This is a genomic window from Amphibacillus indicireducens, from assembly GCF_039539605.1.
GTDB classification, from domain to species: domain Bacteria; phylum Bacillota; class Bacilli; order Bacillales; family Amphibacillaceae; genus Amphibacillus; species Amphibacillus indicireducens.
In genome coordinates, this window is sequence record NZ_BAABDL010000116.1 from 1 (window position 1) to 15,539 (window position 15,539).

A 15,539-nucleotide genomic window follows, 5' to 3' on the forward strand; every position below is an offset into this window, starting at 1 on the left:
ACTGGCATTCACTTTTGGCAATTTAATGGGCAAATCACCTATAAAAAATCAAGTTATGAATAATGCAGGTTAATAAAAGCAAAATAAATAATTCGCAATGTCTCCTCATTTATCTTTTCACATGCCATAATTGGGCTCAGTAAATAGATTTCAAAGTCTTCTAACAATGTTTTTTCAATGACATCGTTTTTGTCACGATAGTGATAATAGAAAGTTGTTCGATTGACTTGAGCCGCTTCAGTGATTTCTTTAATCGTAATCGCATCAAGGCCTCTTTCACGTCCTAACTTCCTTAAGGATTTCATAATCATTTTTGTTGTACGGGCAATTCTAGGATCAACTCTTTTTTTCATCTTCTTTACCCCAATCTATTTAACTATTTTCAATCTACTAAATGAGAATATATGACAGCCTTATTATACAACATTGAAACCATTGATAGTAAAAAAATTACTCTAATTTTGCATACTCTACTAAAAATAGTAACGTTAACAAAAACGCCCTTAGTAGACTAAAGACGTTTTTCAGTAAATGATATGCTAATTGTTCTCAGGATTATCGACATCCATATCGACCTTGTGCAATGACACTTTTATAATAAATAAAACACCAATTGAAATAACACCAATTAATCCTTCAACCATATCTGTTGAATAGATCAACATTTTTCGTGCAGTCGCATAAATCATCACATCAACAATGTTACTCGGTTGATGTCGGATCAACATAATTGATAATTCAAGACCGATAATTAAAATTAATAAGTACGATAAAATATTTTGAAAATTATCATAATCTATAATCTGCTCTACAACACCTTTTTGCACAGTAGAAACAATTAACGCAATCGCACCGATCACTACGGCAACTATAATTAGTGCCGCAAGAAAAATCTCAATCCCCATAATAATATGAGAAAAGCGATCCCCAATTTTTTTAATGAAAGACAAGCTCCAGGTTTTCTTCTTCATAGTGACCACCCTTTTTTAAGTTCATTCCTTTTACAATCAGTTAAATCTTTATTTTCACTTGAAATCGGTTGTCACAACGCGGACATTTAACTGTATGTGTCCCAACTTTTCTTGGTAATCTCAGTTGTGTTTGACAGTTCGGGCAACGACGATAACGATGGGTACCAATGTCACGAATCCGCTTAAATATTAGTTTTGTTGTTGATTTAATTTTATTAATCACTCGAAGAAAGACTTGATTCTCTGCTTGGCGCTTAACAATATTTCGTGAGAAAACACGATAAAATGTCCATAAAATGAGCACAAGCAATAGAATATCTAAATACAACCTTTGTTCAATTCGACGCAAAAAGATTAAGCCAATAAAGTAAATCACTAAATTAGTTAAATAAATATGATCAATTCCGTAGCGTCCCTGCATAAATATCGCTATTTTCTGCCTAATTTTCCCCAAAAAAGATCCTCCCCTTTCACTTGAAAGACTAAAAAAGAACCGACTATTTCGTTGTTCCAATTAGCATTGTGATTGAACTAAGCTTATGCATTTTCGCATTGTTTTAGGTCACTTTGTTGGTATTGTTTAGCTAACCGTGTGCCAAATTCAACAAACGACTCCCCTGCGTTTTTCATATCATCAACAATTTGTTGACTTGGTAACAATGAACGGTTCACTAGCTTACTTTCCTCTTGCTTCACAAGCTGAACATATCCGTTTTCACTATCAGAACGATCAATTAAATAAGCAATTTGAGTAAGCTTAGCAAAAATTGCTTTAGCACATACTTCTAAGTCAACCTGATTTTCTTCGTCATCAAGTAACTTCAGGCCTGGTTGACGACCTAGTAAAGAAATTAACTGGTGATTATTATTTGCGATAATTTGTTCTTCTTGACTAAATTGATTGTTCTCCTCAAATAAACAAAAGAGGATAAACAAATGAGTAAAACGCATTTGATCTTTAGTAATCGCCAGTTTAGCAAATGGATCCAGATCAAGGAGGCGCAATTCAAAGTACCGTATTCCTCGGTTTTCAAGGGCATCGAGAAGCGTTTCTCCCGACTTTTGAACTTGTCGGAAGCGAATCGGCGCATAAAATTCAGCTTCACTCTGAAGTTCCTTCGTATTTAATTGAATTGGCTTTCCATCCTTTTCAACACCAATCTTTTGATAGCGCTCATTATCAATTGAGAGAACTTCCCTTAAGTCATCAATGTGTTCGTCTAACTGATTGTATGAAATTTGATACTTATCTTCAATTTCAGTAGAGTAGCCAAATCGACTCGTTCGAAGTGATACCGCATATTGATCAATTGCTTCTTGAGTAAATGTTTGACGGAACCAATCAGATTGATGGGCTTGCATTTTTTCTGCAAAAACAGATCGGTAACTCTGATCGACAACTGGAGATGCACCAAATAAATAGACGAATAACCAACGATATTTTAAGATGTTTCGACTGATTCTTAAATAAAGCTGATCAATAAACTCCTGCTTCGGTAATTCTGATTCAAACGTCTGATGTAATTGGTCAATAAATGCATCACTAAAGGAATAGTTATAATGGATTCCAGAGATCATCTGAATCTTTTTACCGTATCTAACAGCTAAACCTTCTCGATACGTTTCCTTATCTAATCCATCTTCTAAATAGTCGAACGATGCAATTGGAATGTCTTTCTCATCTGGTAGTTGTGGTGGCATGCTAAATGGCCACATCAATTCCCCGTTGATATTTTCATTGGTAAAGTGATAAATTTTGTCTAGCTCATCAATGACATCTTCTATTTTATCTTTCGGTTCAGTAAAAAATTCAAGTTGACTTTCGGCAAAATCAAGTGTGATCGATTGACTTGCTTCCTGACTAGTAAATTTTTTCGGGTTTGGTGTCAATGCAAGTGAGCCATCATGATTGATACGATGTGTTTCTCGTTCAATCCCCCACTGTCCTGTCATTAAGTGCAGATAATGCTGATCTTTCCCAAAAAAATCAACCAGCTGATTAAATGTTAATTTCACGTGATCCCAACCTTTTATTTATCTCTATCTCATTCATCTATCTTTGATATAAAAATGATTATTCAGCTAAATAGTAACACACTTTAGTAAATTTCATTCGAATATTGCTTATCATTTTTCAACCCAGTAAACGTTAAAAAAAGCGAGCACCTGCTCACTTTCTTGTTCGTCAAAATTCGTTTGAAAAGATAATTATGATCGATCAAGTTAGCTAATTTGATCGACTTCTTTAATTTTAACAATTCTCTTTTTAAAAGCAAGGTTTTAACACTAGAACAATTATTTAATATTAACTTCATGATGCATTAAATATTCACCATAGAAAATGTTCTGATATCTAATTTGCCCATGATGGACAATCTTAAAGCCATTTTTCAAATAAAATTGTACTGCACGAGTATTCTGGTCATTAACGTAAAGTGACAACTTTTCATATCTGCTTAATAGTTTTTTGATCACCGCTGTACCAATGCCTTGCCCTTGATATGCCGGATCAATCACTAAGCTGTGTAAATAATAGCTGTCTTCTGCAAGTGCTATATTTAAAATCTGGGCAACCTTCTGATAGAAACGAATCTTTCTTAAGTAACTTAAACGGCTCATATGTCGCTTTAAAAATTCATAACTTTTTTGGTCAATTTGTCTACTCTTGTCAGTTGGGTAGGTAATTAAAAAGCCGACTAATTTTTCGTGAATAAAGATACCTTGCAAAAAATTATTTCTCATTAACGGTGATTGATTCGCTAACTGAGCTGTAATGATTTTGTTCGCAAAACGTCCATAACCTAATTCATAGCTAATTGGATTGGCCTGATAATACCATTTGACTAGTTGCGGATATTGTCTCGAATCAGAAATTGTCTTAAGTGTGATCATCATTTCCATTCTTAATCGCCTCTTAGTAAGAATTTTTACGAACGCTAAAAACTCCGTCGTTTATATCATTCGACAACGGAGTTTAAAATCCTTTATTTTAAATGATGATTCGTTGTTTATTTGACCGATAAAGTTGCCAACTAATGAGCACACTCGTTATCGCTTCTGTTAAGACAAATGATGCCCAGACACCTGTTAGGTCAAAGGAGTTTGCCAAAACAAATGAGAATGGAACAATTAAAATAACACTACGTAATATTGAAAATCGAAAAGCAAGACCAGATTGATCCATTGCACTTAGACAGGCGATCGCGATAATATTAAAACCAGCAAAAAACATACCAACAAAGTAGATTAGCAATCCTTCTTTGGCAATTTCAGCTAAAATCATGTTATTGTCACGATTGAAAAAGCTAATCAGTTGTTCTGAACTCATACCGATAATCAAGTAGATTAAAACACTAATTGATAATGACGTGATTAAGCCGTAAATTAAATTCCGATTTAACAATTTTGAATTTCTTAAGCCAAATATATGACTAATAATCGGCTGGATACCTTGAGCAACCCCAGTAAATATGGCAATCGCTATAATCGCAAGGTTTGAAATCACACCGTATGCCGCCACCCCAATGTTACCAGCGATTCCTAAAATCAAGATATTAAAAATAAACATCACAATCCCAGAAGACATCTCTGAAATAAATGAAGAAACGCCTAATTTAGTAATTGTCCAAAAAGATTTAAGCTTAAGTTTTATTTTGGTTAGTCGTAAGCTGTTTTCCGCTCGTTTGAAGTGGGTACTCATTAACATTAAACCAAAAATCGGCGCACAACTCGTAGCTAGAACTGCCCCAAACATACCCATGTTTAAAGGGAAAATAAAAATGTAATCAAAAATAATATTAATTAAACTTCCCAAAAGCATGGCTGTCATCGCAAGCTTTGGGTTTCGATCATTCCGAATAAAGGCAATTAACATATTATTAAAAATAAAAAAAGGTGAAAAAACCATAATCACTTTAATATACGTATTTGTCATCGTGAACGTTTCCTGATTGGCACCAACGAGTTTGGCTATTGATTCTGAACCGAAAAGACCTAACAAAATAATCACAAAGCTAATTAAGGCTCCAAAAAGTAGTGTTTGATTGTATGATTTTGTTGCTTCTTCATGTTTATTTTGCGCTCGAAGGATTGAATACCACGTTGCGCCACCAATTCCGAGCATGAAGCTGAGTCCTTGGACGAGTGAAAAGACGGGTAATGCGAGGTTAAGTGCAGCGATCCCCGTTTCACCGATCCCATTTGCAACGAATAATGTGTCCGCTAATATATAGACAGATGTTCCAATCATCCCAGCGACATTTAAACTAACATATTTTGAATAAGTTTTTAAATCTCCCCTAATCTCCATCCTACATCCTCCAAAAAAAATATTATTCCTAAGTTATCTATATATGAGCACGTTCTCTTCTGAAGACGCTTCAATACACATAAATAACGACATAAAAAAAGCACTCAACGGTTACCTACTTTGGCCTAAAGGTATCCCGTTTTGTGCTTTTTTGATTGACTTCACCCGGCGGCGAAATTTGCACGTATTTTTTTCTTACTACCATTATAACATAAATGAATATTTTTGCATGAATTACTCCGCTGTTGCTAATGAAACACGCAAATGATCGGTCAGTTGATCAATTTCAACAACTTTTTCATTCAATTCTGTCATTCTCGTATTTTGTTCTTCAATATTAGCAAACACTTCTTCAACTGAAGCACTTAATTGCTCAGAAGTGCTTGATACATGGTTAACTTCATCAACTACTTGAGCAGATGAATTCGTTAACAGACCAACTCGCTCGTTTAATTCAGATGCAGAATTTCGGAGTTCATTAACAAATTGATCAATGGTTTGAAATGCTTGATTTGTTTTTTCTGTTAAGGTTTTACCACGATCAAAAACAGTTTTACTTTGGTTGACTCGGTCAGTAGCCGTTTGTGTTTTATGCTGAATTTTTCCTAGTATATCACTGATTTGCATTGTTGATTCAATCGAATGTTCTGCTAGTTTTCTAACTTCTTGAGCTACAACCGCAAATCCTTGTCCGACTTCACCAGCACGCGCCGCTTCAATCGCTGCATTTAAGGCAAGTAAATTCGTTTGATCGGCTATCTCCGAGATCGTTGCTAACACCTCGCTTACTTGTGCCGTTGCTTCATTAAGCTCAGTCATTTCAACAACGGTTTCAGTCAAGGTTTGATCAACATCAATAATCGTTTGATTTAAATCGCTAACATCGTCAGATCCACTTGCAACAACTTTACTTGATTCATTTGCATTTTCATTAATAACAGTTGTCTGATCTGAAATATTCGTTATTTCTTCATTCATTGAAACAATCGATTCTGTCATTGCACCCGCACTATTCGCTTGACTCTCAACCCCACCTGATATTTCACGAAAAGTTGAAGCAAGCTCACTTGAGTAATGATTTGTCAGTGAAGAATTATCGGTTAATTGTTCATTGAGTTGATCAAGTTGCTCAACAGTATAGCGAACTTGATTGATTAACCGAAGGATTTCATCTTTTGACGCTTCTGACTCCTTAGCTAGGACTTGTGCCTGATTTTGAATCGTTTTGCCAATGATACTTTGATAAATGAGAATAAGCGTCGTCAAAACAAAAATAATGTTAAATGCAACTAAGTGTACTGTTGAATAGTCAATAATCACACTTGATCCATACTGAAACATGAATAGGTTGGTAATTAATAAGCCAAAAATTCCAGAAACAAGAACATAAAGATAGCGATGATACAATGTAATAATCGCTAAACTGAAGTAAGTAATTAAATAAGTTGTTAATGAAGGCCTGCTTTCCAACATAAAGATTGTCATTAATGCTAAACTAACAATCACAATAAATGGGAGCCACTGTGTTAGCTTTCTTAGCTTGTATAAGATAAACAAAATCACAAATGTCCCAACGCCAAAACTCAATCCAATCAGGACTGTTTCAACTGGTAAACCACTTACCGACAAAATCACACTCGCTAAAATAACAGACAATAAGTACAATAATAATACAAGTCGATTCCTCTCCTGAAAGGTGTATGTACGTTTTTTCATCTCAAAAAAACCTCCCACAAGTAATATACTTTAATTATAGCATAAGTATTTTAATATTGTGGTGAGTTTTTGATAAAGAAGTTGTTTAATCTTGTCGAATTTGTAAACATATTAGTTCAAGTTCGTTCCGTTTTATGCTATGGTAATCGGTAGTATAGAAACTGCTGAGAATCCCTTTTCTCAGCCTGCAATCTTAATCGTTGTTGATGAAAAATGGAGGTAGCAAGATGTACACAAAAGAAGATTTAAAAAATGATTTAAAAAGACTTGGGATTAACCAATATGGTACGCTAAAAGTTCACTCGTCTTATAAAAGTATTGGTCAGGTTGATGGTGGACCAGAGACTGTTCTAGATAGTTTATCAGAGTATATGGAGGAAGGTTTACTTGTCCTACCAGCTCATACTTGGGCACACGTGAATCAGGAAAATCCAATTTTTCACGTTAATCAATCCAAAACGAATGTTGGAATTTTAACAGAATTGTTTAGGAGGCGTGATGGTGTGATTCGTTCATTGCACCCAACCCATTCTGTTTCTGCTTTAGGTAAAGACGCTGAAGCATTTACTACAGGTGATGAAAAACTCGACACGCCTTGCGCAAGAACATCTCCTTACGGTAAATTGTTAGATCGAAATGCTCAAATTATGCTGATTGGTATTGATTTAATCAAGAATACATTTATTCACGGCATTGAAGAATGGGTGGATATTCCTGGTCGAGTAACCGATTCACATGAACAATTATATAGCGTTGCTTCTGATGGAACAAAAGTATCAGTCCCTTCGCGCAGGCACTATGGCAAAACGTGGTCTGACCACTTTTGGAAAGTTGATGACTATTTGCTGAAGCTTGGTGCAATGCACATTGGTAAATTTGGTGATGCAGAGGTTCGAATTTGTGATACTGCCAAGATGACAAAAATCATCACTGTTATGCTTGAAATCGATCCTGATCTATTCTCTGACATTGAGCCACTAACAGAAGAGTTTTCACAGGCATTTGAAGAGAAGTGGAAAATGAATCAATCATTAATCATGCACAATACACTTTAAATTAAAATAGATGTAGCAGAGTCTCAACCGACTCGACTACATCTATTTTTTTATAATGATCTACTCAAATTTAAACCAACTGAAGTTAAAGTTACTGCCCGGTAAGAAAATAAACATGACTGTTTTCTTCCCTGTGATCCGATCTAACTCAAACTGACGCTCTTCATAATCAGCTGTTTCAGTAAATTCAATAATTTGATTCTCTTGCCCTTCTTCGTCGATAAAGCGGACATGGATCGTATTTTTATCGATTGGTGAATGGCCACAGACTGTTAGCTTAGAGATTCCTGCTGTACCAAAATCCATTGCATCGTATGCAAACGAGACATTATTACCAATCCCTTCAACTACATCAGCTTTAAAAGTGAATGAATCACCGTAAATATGATCAGCATCTTTTACGTAGTTTTTAGCTAAGCTGCGAGCATATGGTGTAAATGAAAAACCTTTAATATGAACTTTTGCTTGCAGACGGAAATAGATTGATGTTAAGCCAGTTATTCGTTTTGATAGTTTGTAAGTATCAGACTGATAAACGTTCCAACGAGATTCCTTCTGGTAGATTACATCAGCCAGTAAATGACTATCTGCTTCGTCAGGTTTTCCTTGCCAGATTTCAATCGGATATTCTTCATCACTTAAAGCAAAGATTGGAATCGTTATTTCATCTGATCCATCCTTACCAAAATCAATTTTGTGATAGCCAACGATCGTTTCACCATCACGACTTGTTGCAACACCACGTTCATTACCGCTCGTTACTTCACCAACATGATCATCGTAGAGACCACCAGATATAAAATCATACGGATTTTTATATGCCTCACCTAAACCAGCTACTATCATATCAAGCTCAGAGATTAATTTTACTTTATCTGTACCATTTTTCGTTGTCGCCCTCACTCGGAAGCGACCATCTCCAACAGCTGTCACTTTAGCCGTTGCTCCGTTAGGTTCAATCGTCGCAATATTTGTTTTTACACCACTGTCAGTTACAACACTCCATTCAATCTCACGATAAGTCGTATCTGCTGGATAGAGTGTTGCTTCAATCGTCGTTTCAGTTAACTCTGGTGAAAATGCTTGACCATCAGTTGAAATGAGTTCAATTTTTCGAACAGGAATCTCATCTGCTTGTCCTATCTTGATTGGTGTCGGCTGATTCATCGCATAGTTGATTTTATGTTCAACTTTTTGCACATTAGGAACTGCTTCAAGTGTTAAGTTAGCTTCAGTTAAATGATTCGAGCTAACCCGAACATGAATCTCGCCAACTTCATCTGTTGCTTGAATAATTGCCATCAACTTGCCACTAAATAACCGGCGACTGATTCCTTTATACTGATCAATATCAGTACTATCGCCATTATCTAAACCGACGAGACGACCTGCGCCAGTTACATCAACAGTGACGCGATTCGTAGCATTTTTAACTTGATTACCTGCGTCGTCCTCTGTATTGATCTCAACAAAAATTAAATCCTGTCCATTAGCAATCAGCTGTTTTTTATCAGCTGTTAGCACAACTTTTGTTGCATCCTCAAATGACTTTTGCTGATCGGTTGCAATCACCTGATCATTTTCATCATAAGCGATCGCTGTTATTTCACCAGGCTCATAAGCAACTTTCCATGTCGGAACAAGTTCAGTACCTGATTGATGGTTAATTTCCTTTATTCCTAATGAGCGTCCATTCAGTTTGAGTTCAACTTTTGGCGCATTACTAGCCACTCGAACATCAATCATTTGCCCTGGATTAAAATCCCAATACGGGAAAACATGAATCATTGGCGCTGTTTTATAGTCTGTCCAGCTTGCCTGATAAATGTAATACGTATCTTTAGGAAATGTTGCCGTATCAATCTGACCAAAATAAGAATTTTTCGTATGATAAGGTGTCGGCTCACCGATGTAATCAAAGCCTGTCCAAATAAATTGCCCTAAAGTATACGGCGCATCACGATGTGCGATAATCGACGCCTCATGAGACTTCGCCCCCCAACTTGTCGAACTATTACCAAGCGCTGAACATTGCTCATCATCATCGGCTAAAATTGGTTCTTCTAATGGAAAGTGATAAATCCCACGACTTTGAACGACTGAAACGGTTTCACTACCGTAGATCACCCAGTCTGGATACTCATCGTGATGATCATGATAATATTTATCACCATAGTTATAACCAACAATTTTAATGAGATCAGCAGCTTTTCTCGTGTTTTCCCACGGTAAATAATTAGAGCCAAATGTAACATAAGCATTTTGTTTCGGATCAAATTCTTCAACGTAATCTTTCAACATCTGTGTTAGCTCTTGACCGAGCTCATCTGCATGCGTATCATAAACCTCATTACCAATTCCCCACATGATTAGGCTCGGATGATTCCGGTCGCGCTTAACCCAGTTTTTTACATCGCGATACGCCCATTCTTTAAAGAAGCGCGCATAATCATATTTTGTCTTAGGACGCTCCCACATATCAAATGCTTCAGAAACAACTAAAAAGCCAAATTCATCCGCTAAGTCCATCAATTCTTTAGCCGGCATATTATGGGCAGTTCGAATCCCATTGACTCCCATCTGCTTTAAAATTTTAAAGCGGCGTCTTAAGGCAACTGGATTAAAGGCTGCACCTAATGCACCTAAATCATGGTGCTCACAGACACCGTTTATTTGAGTTTTTACATCGTTAATAAATAAGCCATGATTCGGATCCAGTCTTACAGTTCTGAAACCGACACGCTGATCAATTTCTTCAATCACTTGCCCTGATTGATTAAGTAACGTTGTTTTTAGCTCATATAAATTCGGACTCTCTGGACTCCAAACTTTTGGTTGTTCAACAGTTAATCGTTGCTCATTTTTTTGACTAGCCGACACAGATACTGTACTTTCAGCAATTTTCTTATCCCGATCAAACAGCTCATGCTTTAGTATCGCTGGGCTTTCTAATTGCAGATCCGTCTCAACCTCAACCTGCCAATCGTCAGCCTCTTTTCTTGTTGTAATATAAATACCATCTGATTCAATGTAATTTTGACTACGAGTCTTTAACCAAACATCTCGATAAATACCTGCTCCAGTATACCAGCGACTATTCGGACTCTGATAGACAACTTTTAATAGAATCTCATTTTCACCATTGATCAATTGATCGGTGATCTCATGTTCAAAAGCAGAATAACCATATTTCCACTCGCCAATAAACTGACCGTTGACATATAATGATGAATCCATATACACACCATCAAATTGAAGAATAACACGATCATTCACTTTATCTAAATGAAGCGTTTTTTTATACCAACCAATACTATGTTCATATAAATCTTCCGTCTGAAAAATTAACCAATCGTGCGGAACTTCAACAGGTTGAAAATCTAAACCAATTGCAGAATCAACAGATAAGTCTGACTTCGCAAATAACCAACCTTGATTAAATAATACACGCTTATTCAAAACCGTTTCCTCCTTTAAGAAAGCCCTTCCATTTGAATCATATTCTCACACAGACACATCTTTTAGTCAATATGCTTACTTAATTTAATTTAATAACATAAAACATCAACCAAAAGATAAAATAAAACTTCAATCGGATCGTTACTAACTGTTACATCACGATAAAATAGCTTTTATCATGATGAAATTACTTGATTTGGTTAAACTATTTATCGTTACAAGATTGGTGGAATTAAACAATTTAGTATAATAGAAAGTTTGTAAACTATTTCACAATGAGTTAAAATTAAAGTGAAATTAAAATTATATTAGGAGGATTATCAATGACATTTCCAGTATTAGAAGGTAAAGTTGCTATCGTTACAGGTGCAGCTATGGGTATGGGAGAAGAAATAGCAAAACTTTTTGCAGAAGCTAAAGCAAAAGTTATTGTTGCAGATATTAATGAAGAAAAAGGACAAGCTGTCGTAGACGCAATTAAAGCGGACGGCGGAGAAGCTGCTTTTGTTAAAACAGATGTTTCTAGTTCAGAAGATGTTCAAAACATGGTTAAATTTGCAGTCGATACTTATGGAAAACTTGACGTTGCGGTAAATAACGCAGCATTAACTCCAGATGATAAGCCAGCAGCTGAGTTTGATGAAGACTATTGGGATCGATTGATGGCAATTGATCTTAAAGGGGCTGCATTATGCCAGAAGTATGATGACATATTAAATAATCGGAAGCGTGTCCCACTGATCACCTACAATCTATACCGGAAAGAAAAGAAGAAGAAATTTAGAGAAGATCCTTTTAATACTGCGAATTGGACCTATCACTCTGACACAAATTCTTATGTGTGTCCAAATGAAAAACAATTAAATTATCTTTATGAATCAACCCGAACAGATCGGTATGGTTTTAAACGAACGTTTAAAGTATATGAATGTGAGGATTGTACAGGGTGTCCTTTGAGAGAATTGTGTACAAAAGCGAAAGAAGGGACGAACCGCAGGCTATATCAGAATGCAAAATGGGAAAGTCAAAAAGAATATGTGAGAGAAAAGCTTTCAGATAAGAAGACAGGCGAAATCTATCGTAAACGTAAAATAGATGTAGAGCCGTTCTTCGGATTTTTGAAGGCTAATTTGGGTTTCACTCGTTTATCTTTAAGAGGTCAATCCAAAGCGCACAATGAACTTGGATTTGCGTTATTGGCAGTGAACTTAAGGAAGTTCACTGCCAATAACGTTAAAACTCCAATGAATCCAAATGATGATAAAAATAAAAATGGTTCTATTTACGACAAAACCGTAAGTAGAACCATTTTTTACTTAGTAAGACTAGTTATGTCCCAGCCTCGTTTAAAATTTAATTTAAGTTAAAGTGATCGACCGCTGCACGTTCAATTGGCAACCCATCTTTATAGCGTTCCATAAATAATTCAAAACTTTCAACATCAGCCTTTTCAGGTGCTAGTGTCGTTGCTTGTTGTTTAGCAAAAACTGTTTCATTTAGATATTCATCTAATGGCTGATCTTTCGTTTTATTAATCAAGTATGAAGCAAGTAATGCAATCCCCCACGCTCCACCTTCATCAGCTGTTTCCATAACAGTTACTGGTGTATTTAGAGCAGCAGCCATAATTTGCTGACCGACTCCTTTTGTCTTAAATAAACCACCATGTCCTAAAATTTCATCTAACTTGACGTTCTCTTCTTTCAATAAAATATCCATGCCAATTTTCATCGCACCTAAAGCAGAAAATAAGTGAGTACGCATGAAGTTTGGTAAGGTGAATTTACTATTCGAAGAGCGGACAAACAATGGACGCCCCTCTTCAAATCCAGTAATATGCTCACCAGATAGGTAGCCATACGAAAGAAGTCCACCTGTATCTTGATCACCTTTTAAAGCTAGATTGTATAAAGTACCGTAGATTTCATTCATGTCGACTTCCATTCCCATTGCCTCTGAATATTCAGCAAATAAACCGACCCATGCGTTAAGATCAGACGTACAATTATTTGAATGGGACATCGCTACTAAACTACCAGTAGGTGTCGTTACTAAATCAATTTCTGTATGAACCTTTTCTAATTCCTTTTCTAAGACGACCATTGCAAAAACGGATGTTCCAGCTGAAACATTCCCTGTACGCTCTGCAACACTATTCGTTGCGACCATACCTGTTCCCGCATCTCCTTCAGGTGGACATAAAGGAATTCCAGCTTCTAGTTGGCCCGTTGGATCAAGTAATTTTGCTCCAGCTTCTGTTAGTGTACCCGCTTCTTCCCCAGCAACAAGAACATCTGCTAAGACGTCTTCCAGCTTCCAAGGGAGTTGATTTGGTTCAATTAATTGATTAAATTGATCAATCTTTGTTTGATTAAATGATTTTGTTTCAAGATCAATTGGAAACACGCCTGAAGCTTCTCCAACACCTAGCACCTTTTCACCTGTTAGTTGCCAGTGAACATAGCCTGCCAGTGTTGTCACATGATTGATTTTCGAAATATGTGCTTCTTGATTTAAAATTGCTTGATAAAGATGAGCTATTGTCCATCTTTGTGGAATATTATAATTAAATAGCTCAGTTAACGCTTGTGACGATTGTTCGGTAATATTGTTTCGCCATGTTCTGAATGGGACTAATAATTGATCATTTTGATCGAACGCCATGTAACCATGCATCATCGCACTGAAACCAATTGCACCAACCTTTGTCAAAGTTACATCATATTTATCTTTAACCGTTTTTGCAACTTCTCGGTAACTATCCTGTAAGCCTTTCCAAATTTCATCAATACTATAAGTCCAGACACCATCGACATGACTGTTCTCCCAGCCATGACTCCCAACTGCAATTGGGTTATTGTCTTCTCCGATTAAAACTGCTTTAATTCGCGTTGAGCCCAACTCAATTCCTAGAGCTGTTTTCCCCGCTTCAATCGATTGCTTAATTTGTTGAGTCATTACTCTTCCTCCTAAAAATTACATTTAATATTAAGTTTAATTTATCCGTACAAGTATCACTGTTTAAAGTTTTTGCTTGTAAAGTAACCATCTAAATCATAACATTAATTGATTAATAGTCCAAGTTAATTTTATCATTTATATTTTAAAATGAGATCAGATCAACCATTAAAGCAAGTTAAATATTTGTTGTCTTTTACAAATAGATTCATTTACTTCACCATAAATAGGTTCGTACCAGTTAGGTGGACTTTTATTATTAGACATAGAATGACTGAACTTATCTAATCATCTTTGCCAGAAGAATTGGCAGCCTATTGTAAGGATTTTTTTATGTGAGACTAATTTAAGAAAAAATGAATCATAGCAGGAATAATGGACATACGTATTGAACTTAATATAGGCTCAATAATAAACACAGAATTCCGCTTTTATTTAATTTCATTATTTTCTGCACTAAGGAGATATTCATTGTAAACTAATATGGGAGTGACGTTAATGAAAAAAACTAAGATCACGATTTTTATTTGTTCAATTGTCACAATTATCTTCGGGATTTGGGGACAAAGTCTAGCTTATTTTTTAAGTGATTATTTGATCGACATCTATCCAATCTACTATTTAACAGCAATCACAATCATTAGTATCTTGGCATTAATCATTGCAATCCTATTATCATATAAACTACATAAAAATAAACAATACGTATCGGTCCTTCAGTTGATTATTTTAATCATCGGGATCATTACATCTTTTTGGTCATTATTTGTTTTAATTATGTGGTGGGGCTAGAACAGTGAATGCTGACTTAATAATCGGAATGACGAGGGACGATGTCTAACTAGTCCACACATATTGCACGCCGAGACTCAATATCATTATTTTCTATTTACTTAGGCTTCACTCTAGATCAATGGCCAAAACCAGCTTCGGACATTTTTCAATATATAAAGATGAAAAGTGTCCGAGGTTGGGCTACTTCGGACATTTTCGCTCAGTAAATTCAATAAAATGTCCATAGTTGGGGGAATTAGGAGGAATTAGCTTGAGCTTATCTTCATTAAATTAATT

Annotated in this window: 11 protein-coding genes and 2 pseudogenes; 4 read left to right on the forward strand and 9 right to left on the reverse strand. The window is 35.8% G+C overall.

The window, feature by feature from the left end:
• Nucleotides 1-53: 53 nt before the first annotated feature.
• From ABD814_RS10290 to ABD814_RS10320, 7 genes are all read right to left on the reverse strand, one after another.
• Nucleotides 54-353, reverse strand: a complete 300-nt coding sequence (locus ABD814_RS10290) for a TetR/AcrR family transcriptional regulator (RefSeq protein WP_344912851.1) — start codon at nt 351-353, stop codon at nt 54-56.
• A gap of 186 nt (nt 354-539) precedes the next feature.
• On the reverse strand, nt 540-971 hold the full coding sequence (locus ABD814_RS10295) for a phosphate-starvation-inducible PsiE family protein (protein ID WP_344912853.1): 432 nt from the start codon (nt 969-971) through the stop codon (nt 540-542).
• A 40-nt stretch (nt 972-1,011) separates the two neighbouring features.
• The gene (locus tag ABD814_RS10300; RefSeq protein ID WP_344912855.1) at nt 1,012-1,425 is read right to left on the reverse strand and encodes a zinc ribbon domain-containing protein; all 414 of its coding nucleotides are present in this window, start codon (nt 1,423-1,425) and stop codon (nt 1,012-1,014) included.
• A gap of 83 nt (nt 1,426-1,508) precedes the next feature.
• Nucleotides 1,509-2,987, reverse strand: a complete 1,479-nt coding sequence (locus tag ABD814_RS10305; RefSeq protein WP_344912857.1) for a glutamate--cysteine ligase — start codon at nt 2,985-2,987, stop codon at nt 1,509-1,511.
• 279 nt (nt 2,988-3,266) lie between these two features.
• Entirely contained in the window at nt 3,267-3,872 is a 606-nt protein-coding gene (locus tag ABD814_RS10310; protein ID WP_344912859.1) for a GNAT family N-acetyltransferase, read from the reverse strand.
• Between the two features lie 88 nt (nt 3,873-3,960).
• Nucleotides 3,961-5,280 (reverse strand): MATE family efflux transporter, encoded by a 1,320-nt coding sequence (locus ABD814_RS10315; RefSeq protein WP_344912861.1) that lies wholly within the window; start codon nt 5,278-5,280, stop codon nt 3,961-3,963.
• A 234-nt stretch (nt 5,281-5,514) separates the two neighbouring features.
• A complete protein-coding gene (locus tag ABD814_RS10320; protein ID WP_344912863.1) occupies nt 5,515-6,996 on the reverse strand; it encodes a methyl-accepting chemotaxis protein in 1,482 nt (493 codons plus the stop codon).
• A 227-nt stretch (nt 6,997-7,223) separates the two neighbouring features.
• Between ABD814_RS10320 and ABD814_RS10325 the strand changes: the two genes are divergently transcribed.
• The gene (locus ABD814_RS10325) at nt 7,224-8,051 is read left to right on the forward strand and encodes an AAC(3) family N-acetyltransferase (protein ID WP_344912865.1); all 828 of its coding nucleotides are present in this window, start codon (nt 7,224-7,226) and stop codon (nt 8,049-8,051) included.
• Between the two features lie 60 nt (nt 8,052-8,111).
• Here ABD814_RS10325 and ABD814_RS10330 read toward each other — a convergent pair whose 3' ends face one another.
• The gene (locus ABD814_RS10330; RefSeq protein ID WP_344912867.1) at nt 8,112-11,510 is read right to left on the reverse strand and encodes a glycoside hydrolase family 2 TIM barrel-domain containing protein; all 3,399 of its coding nucleotides are present in this window, start codon (nt 11,508-11,510) and stop codon (nt 8,112-8,114) included.
• A gap of 323 nt (nt 11,511-11,833) precedes the next feature.
• Here ABD814_RS10330 and ABD814_RS10335 point away from each other — a divergent pair.
• Both ABD814_RS10335 and ABD814_RS10340 read left to right on the forward strand, forming a co-directional pair.
• A pseudogene (locus ABD814_RS10335) lies at nt 11,834-12,202 on the forward strand (SDR family NAD(P)-dependent oxidoreductase); the annotation flags it as partial.
• Nucleotides 12,203-12,205: 3 nt separating this feature from the next.
• Nucleotides 12,206-12,877: pseudogene (locus ABD814_RS10340) on the forward strand (transposase); the annotation flags it as partial.
• Here the strand turns inward: ABD814_RS10340 and ABD814_RS10345 are convergent.
• The gene (locus tag ABD814_RS10345) at nt 12,864-14,468 is read right to left on the reverse strand and encodes a xylulokinase (RefSeq protein ID WP_344912869.1); all 1,605 of its coding nucleotides are present in this window, start codon (nt 14,466-14,468) and stop codon (nt 12,864-12,866) included. The pseudogene ABD814_RS10340 and the gene ABD814_RS10345 overlap by 14 nt on opposite strands.
• 498 nt (nt 14,469-14,966) lie before the next feature.
• Here ABD814_RS10345 and ABD814_RS10350 point away from each other — a divergent pair, with 498 nt between their 5' ends.
• On the forward strand, nt 14,967-15,260 hold the full coding sequence (locus ABD814_RS10350; protein WP_344912871.1) for a hypothetical protein: 294 nt from the start codon (nt 14,967-14,969) through the stop codon (nt 15,258-15,260).
• The last annotated feature ends 279 nt before the right edge of the window (nt 15,261-15,539 follow it).

What these genes read in the sequence shown, in the direction of transcription:
- ABD814_RS10290 (WP_344912851.1), bottom strand. Translation starts at nt 353, where the DNA reads ATGAAAAAAAGAGTTGATCCTAGAATTGCCCGTACAACAAAAATGATT.
- ABD814_RS10295 (WP_344912853.1), bottom strand. Translation starts at nt 971, where the DNA reads ATGAAGAAGAAAACCTGGAGCTTGTCTTTCATTAAAAAAATTGGGGAT.
- ABD814_RS10310 (WP_344912859.1), bottom strand. Translation starts at nt 3,872, where the DNA reads ATGGAAATGATGATCACACTTAAGACAATTTCTGATTCGAGACAATAT.
- ABD814_RS10315 (WP_344912861.1), bottom strand. Translation starts at nt 5,280, where the DNA reads ATGGAGATTAGGGGAGATTTAAAAACTTATTCAAAATATGTTAGTTTA.
- ABD814_RS10320 (WP_344912863.1), bottom strand. Translation starts at nt 6,996, where the DNA reads ATGAAAAAACGTACATACACCTTTCAGGAGAGGAATCGACTTGTATTA.
- ABD814_RS10325 (WP_344912865.1), top strand. Translation starts at nt 7,224, where the DNA reads ATGTACACAAAAGAAGATTTAAAAAATGATTTAAAAAGACTTGGGATT.
- ABD814_RS10345 (WP_344912869.1), bottom strand. Translation starts at nt 14,468, where the DNA reads ATGACTCAACAAATTAAGCAATCGATTGAAGCGGGGAAAACAGCTCTA.
- ABD814_RS10350 (WP_344912871.1), top strand. Translation starts at nt 14,967, where the DNA reads ATGAAAAAAACTAAGATCACGATTTTTATTTGTTCAATTGTCACAATT.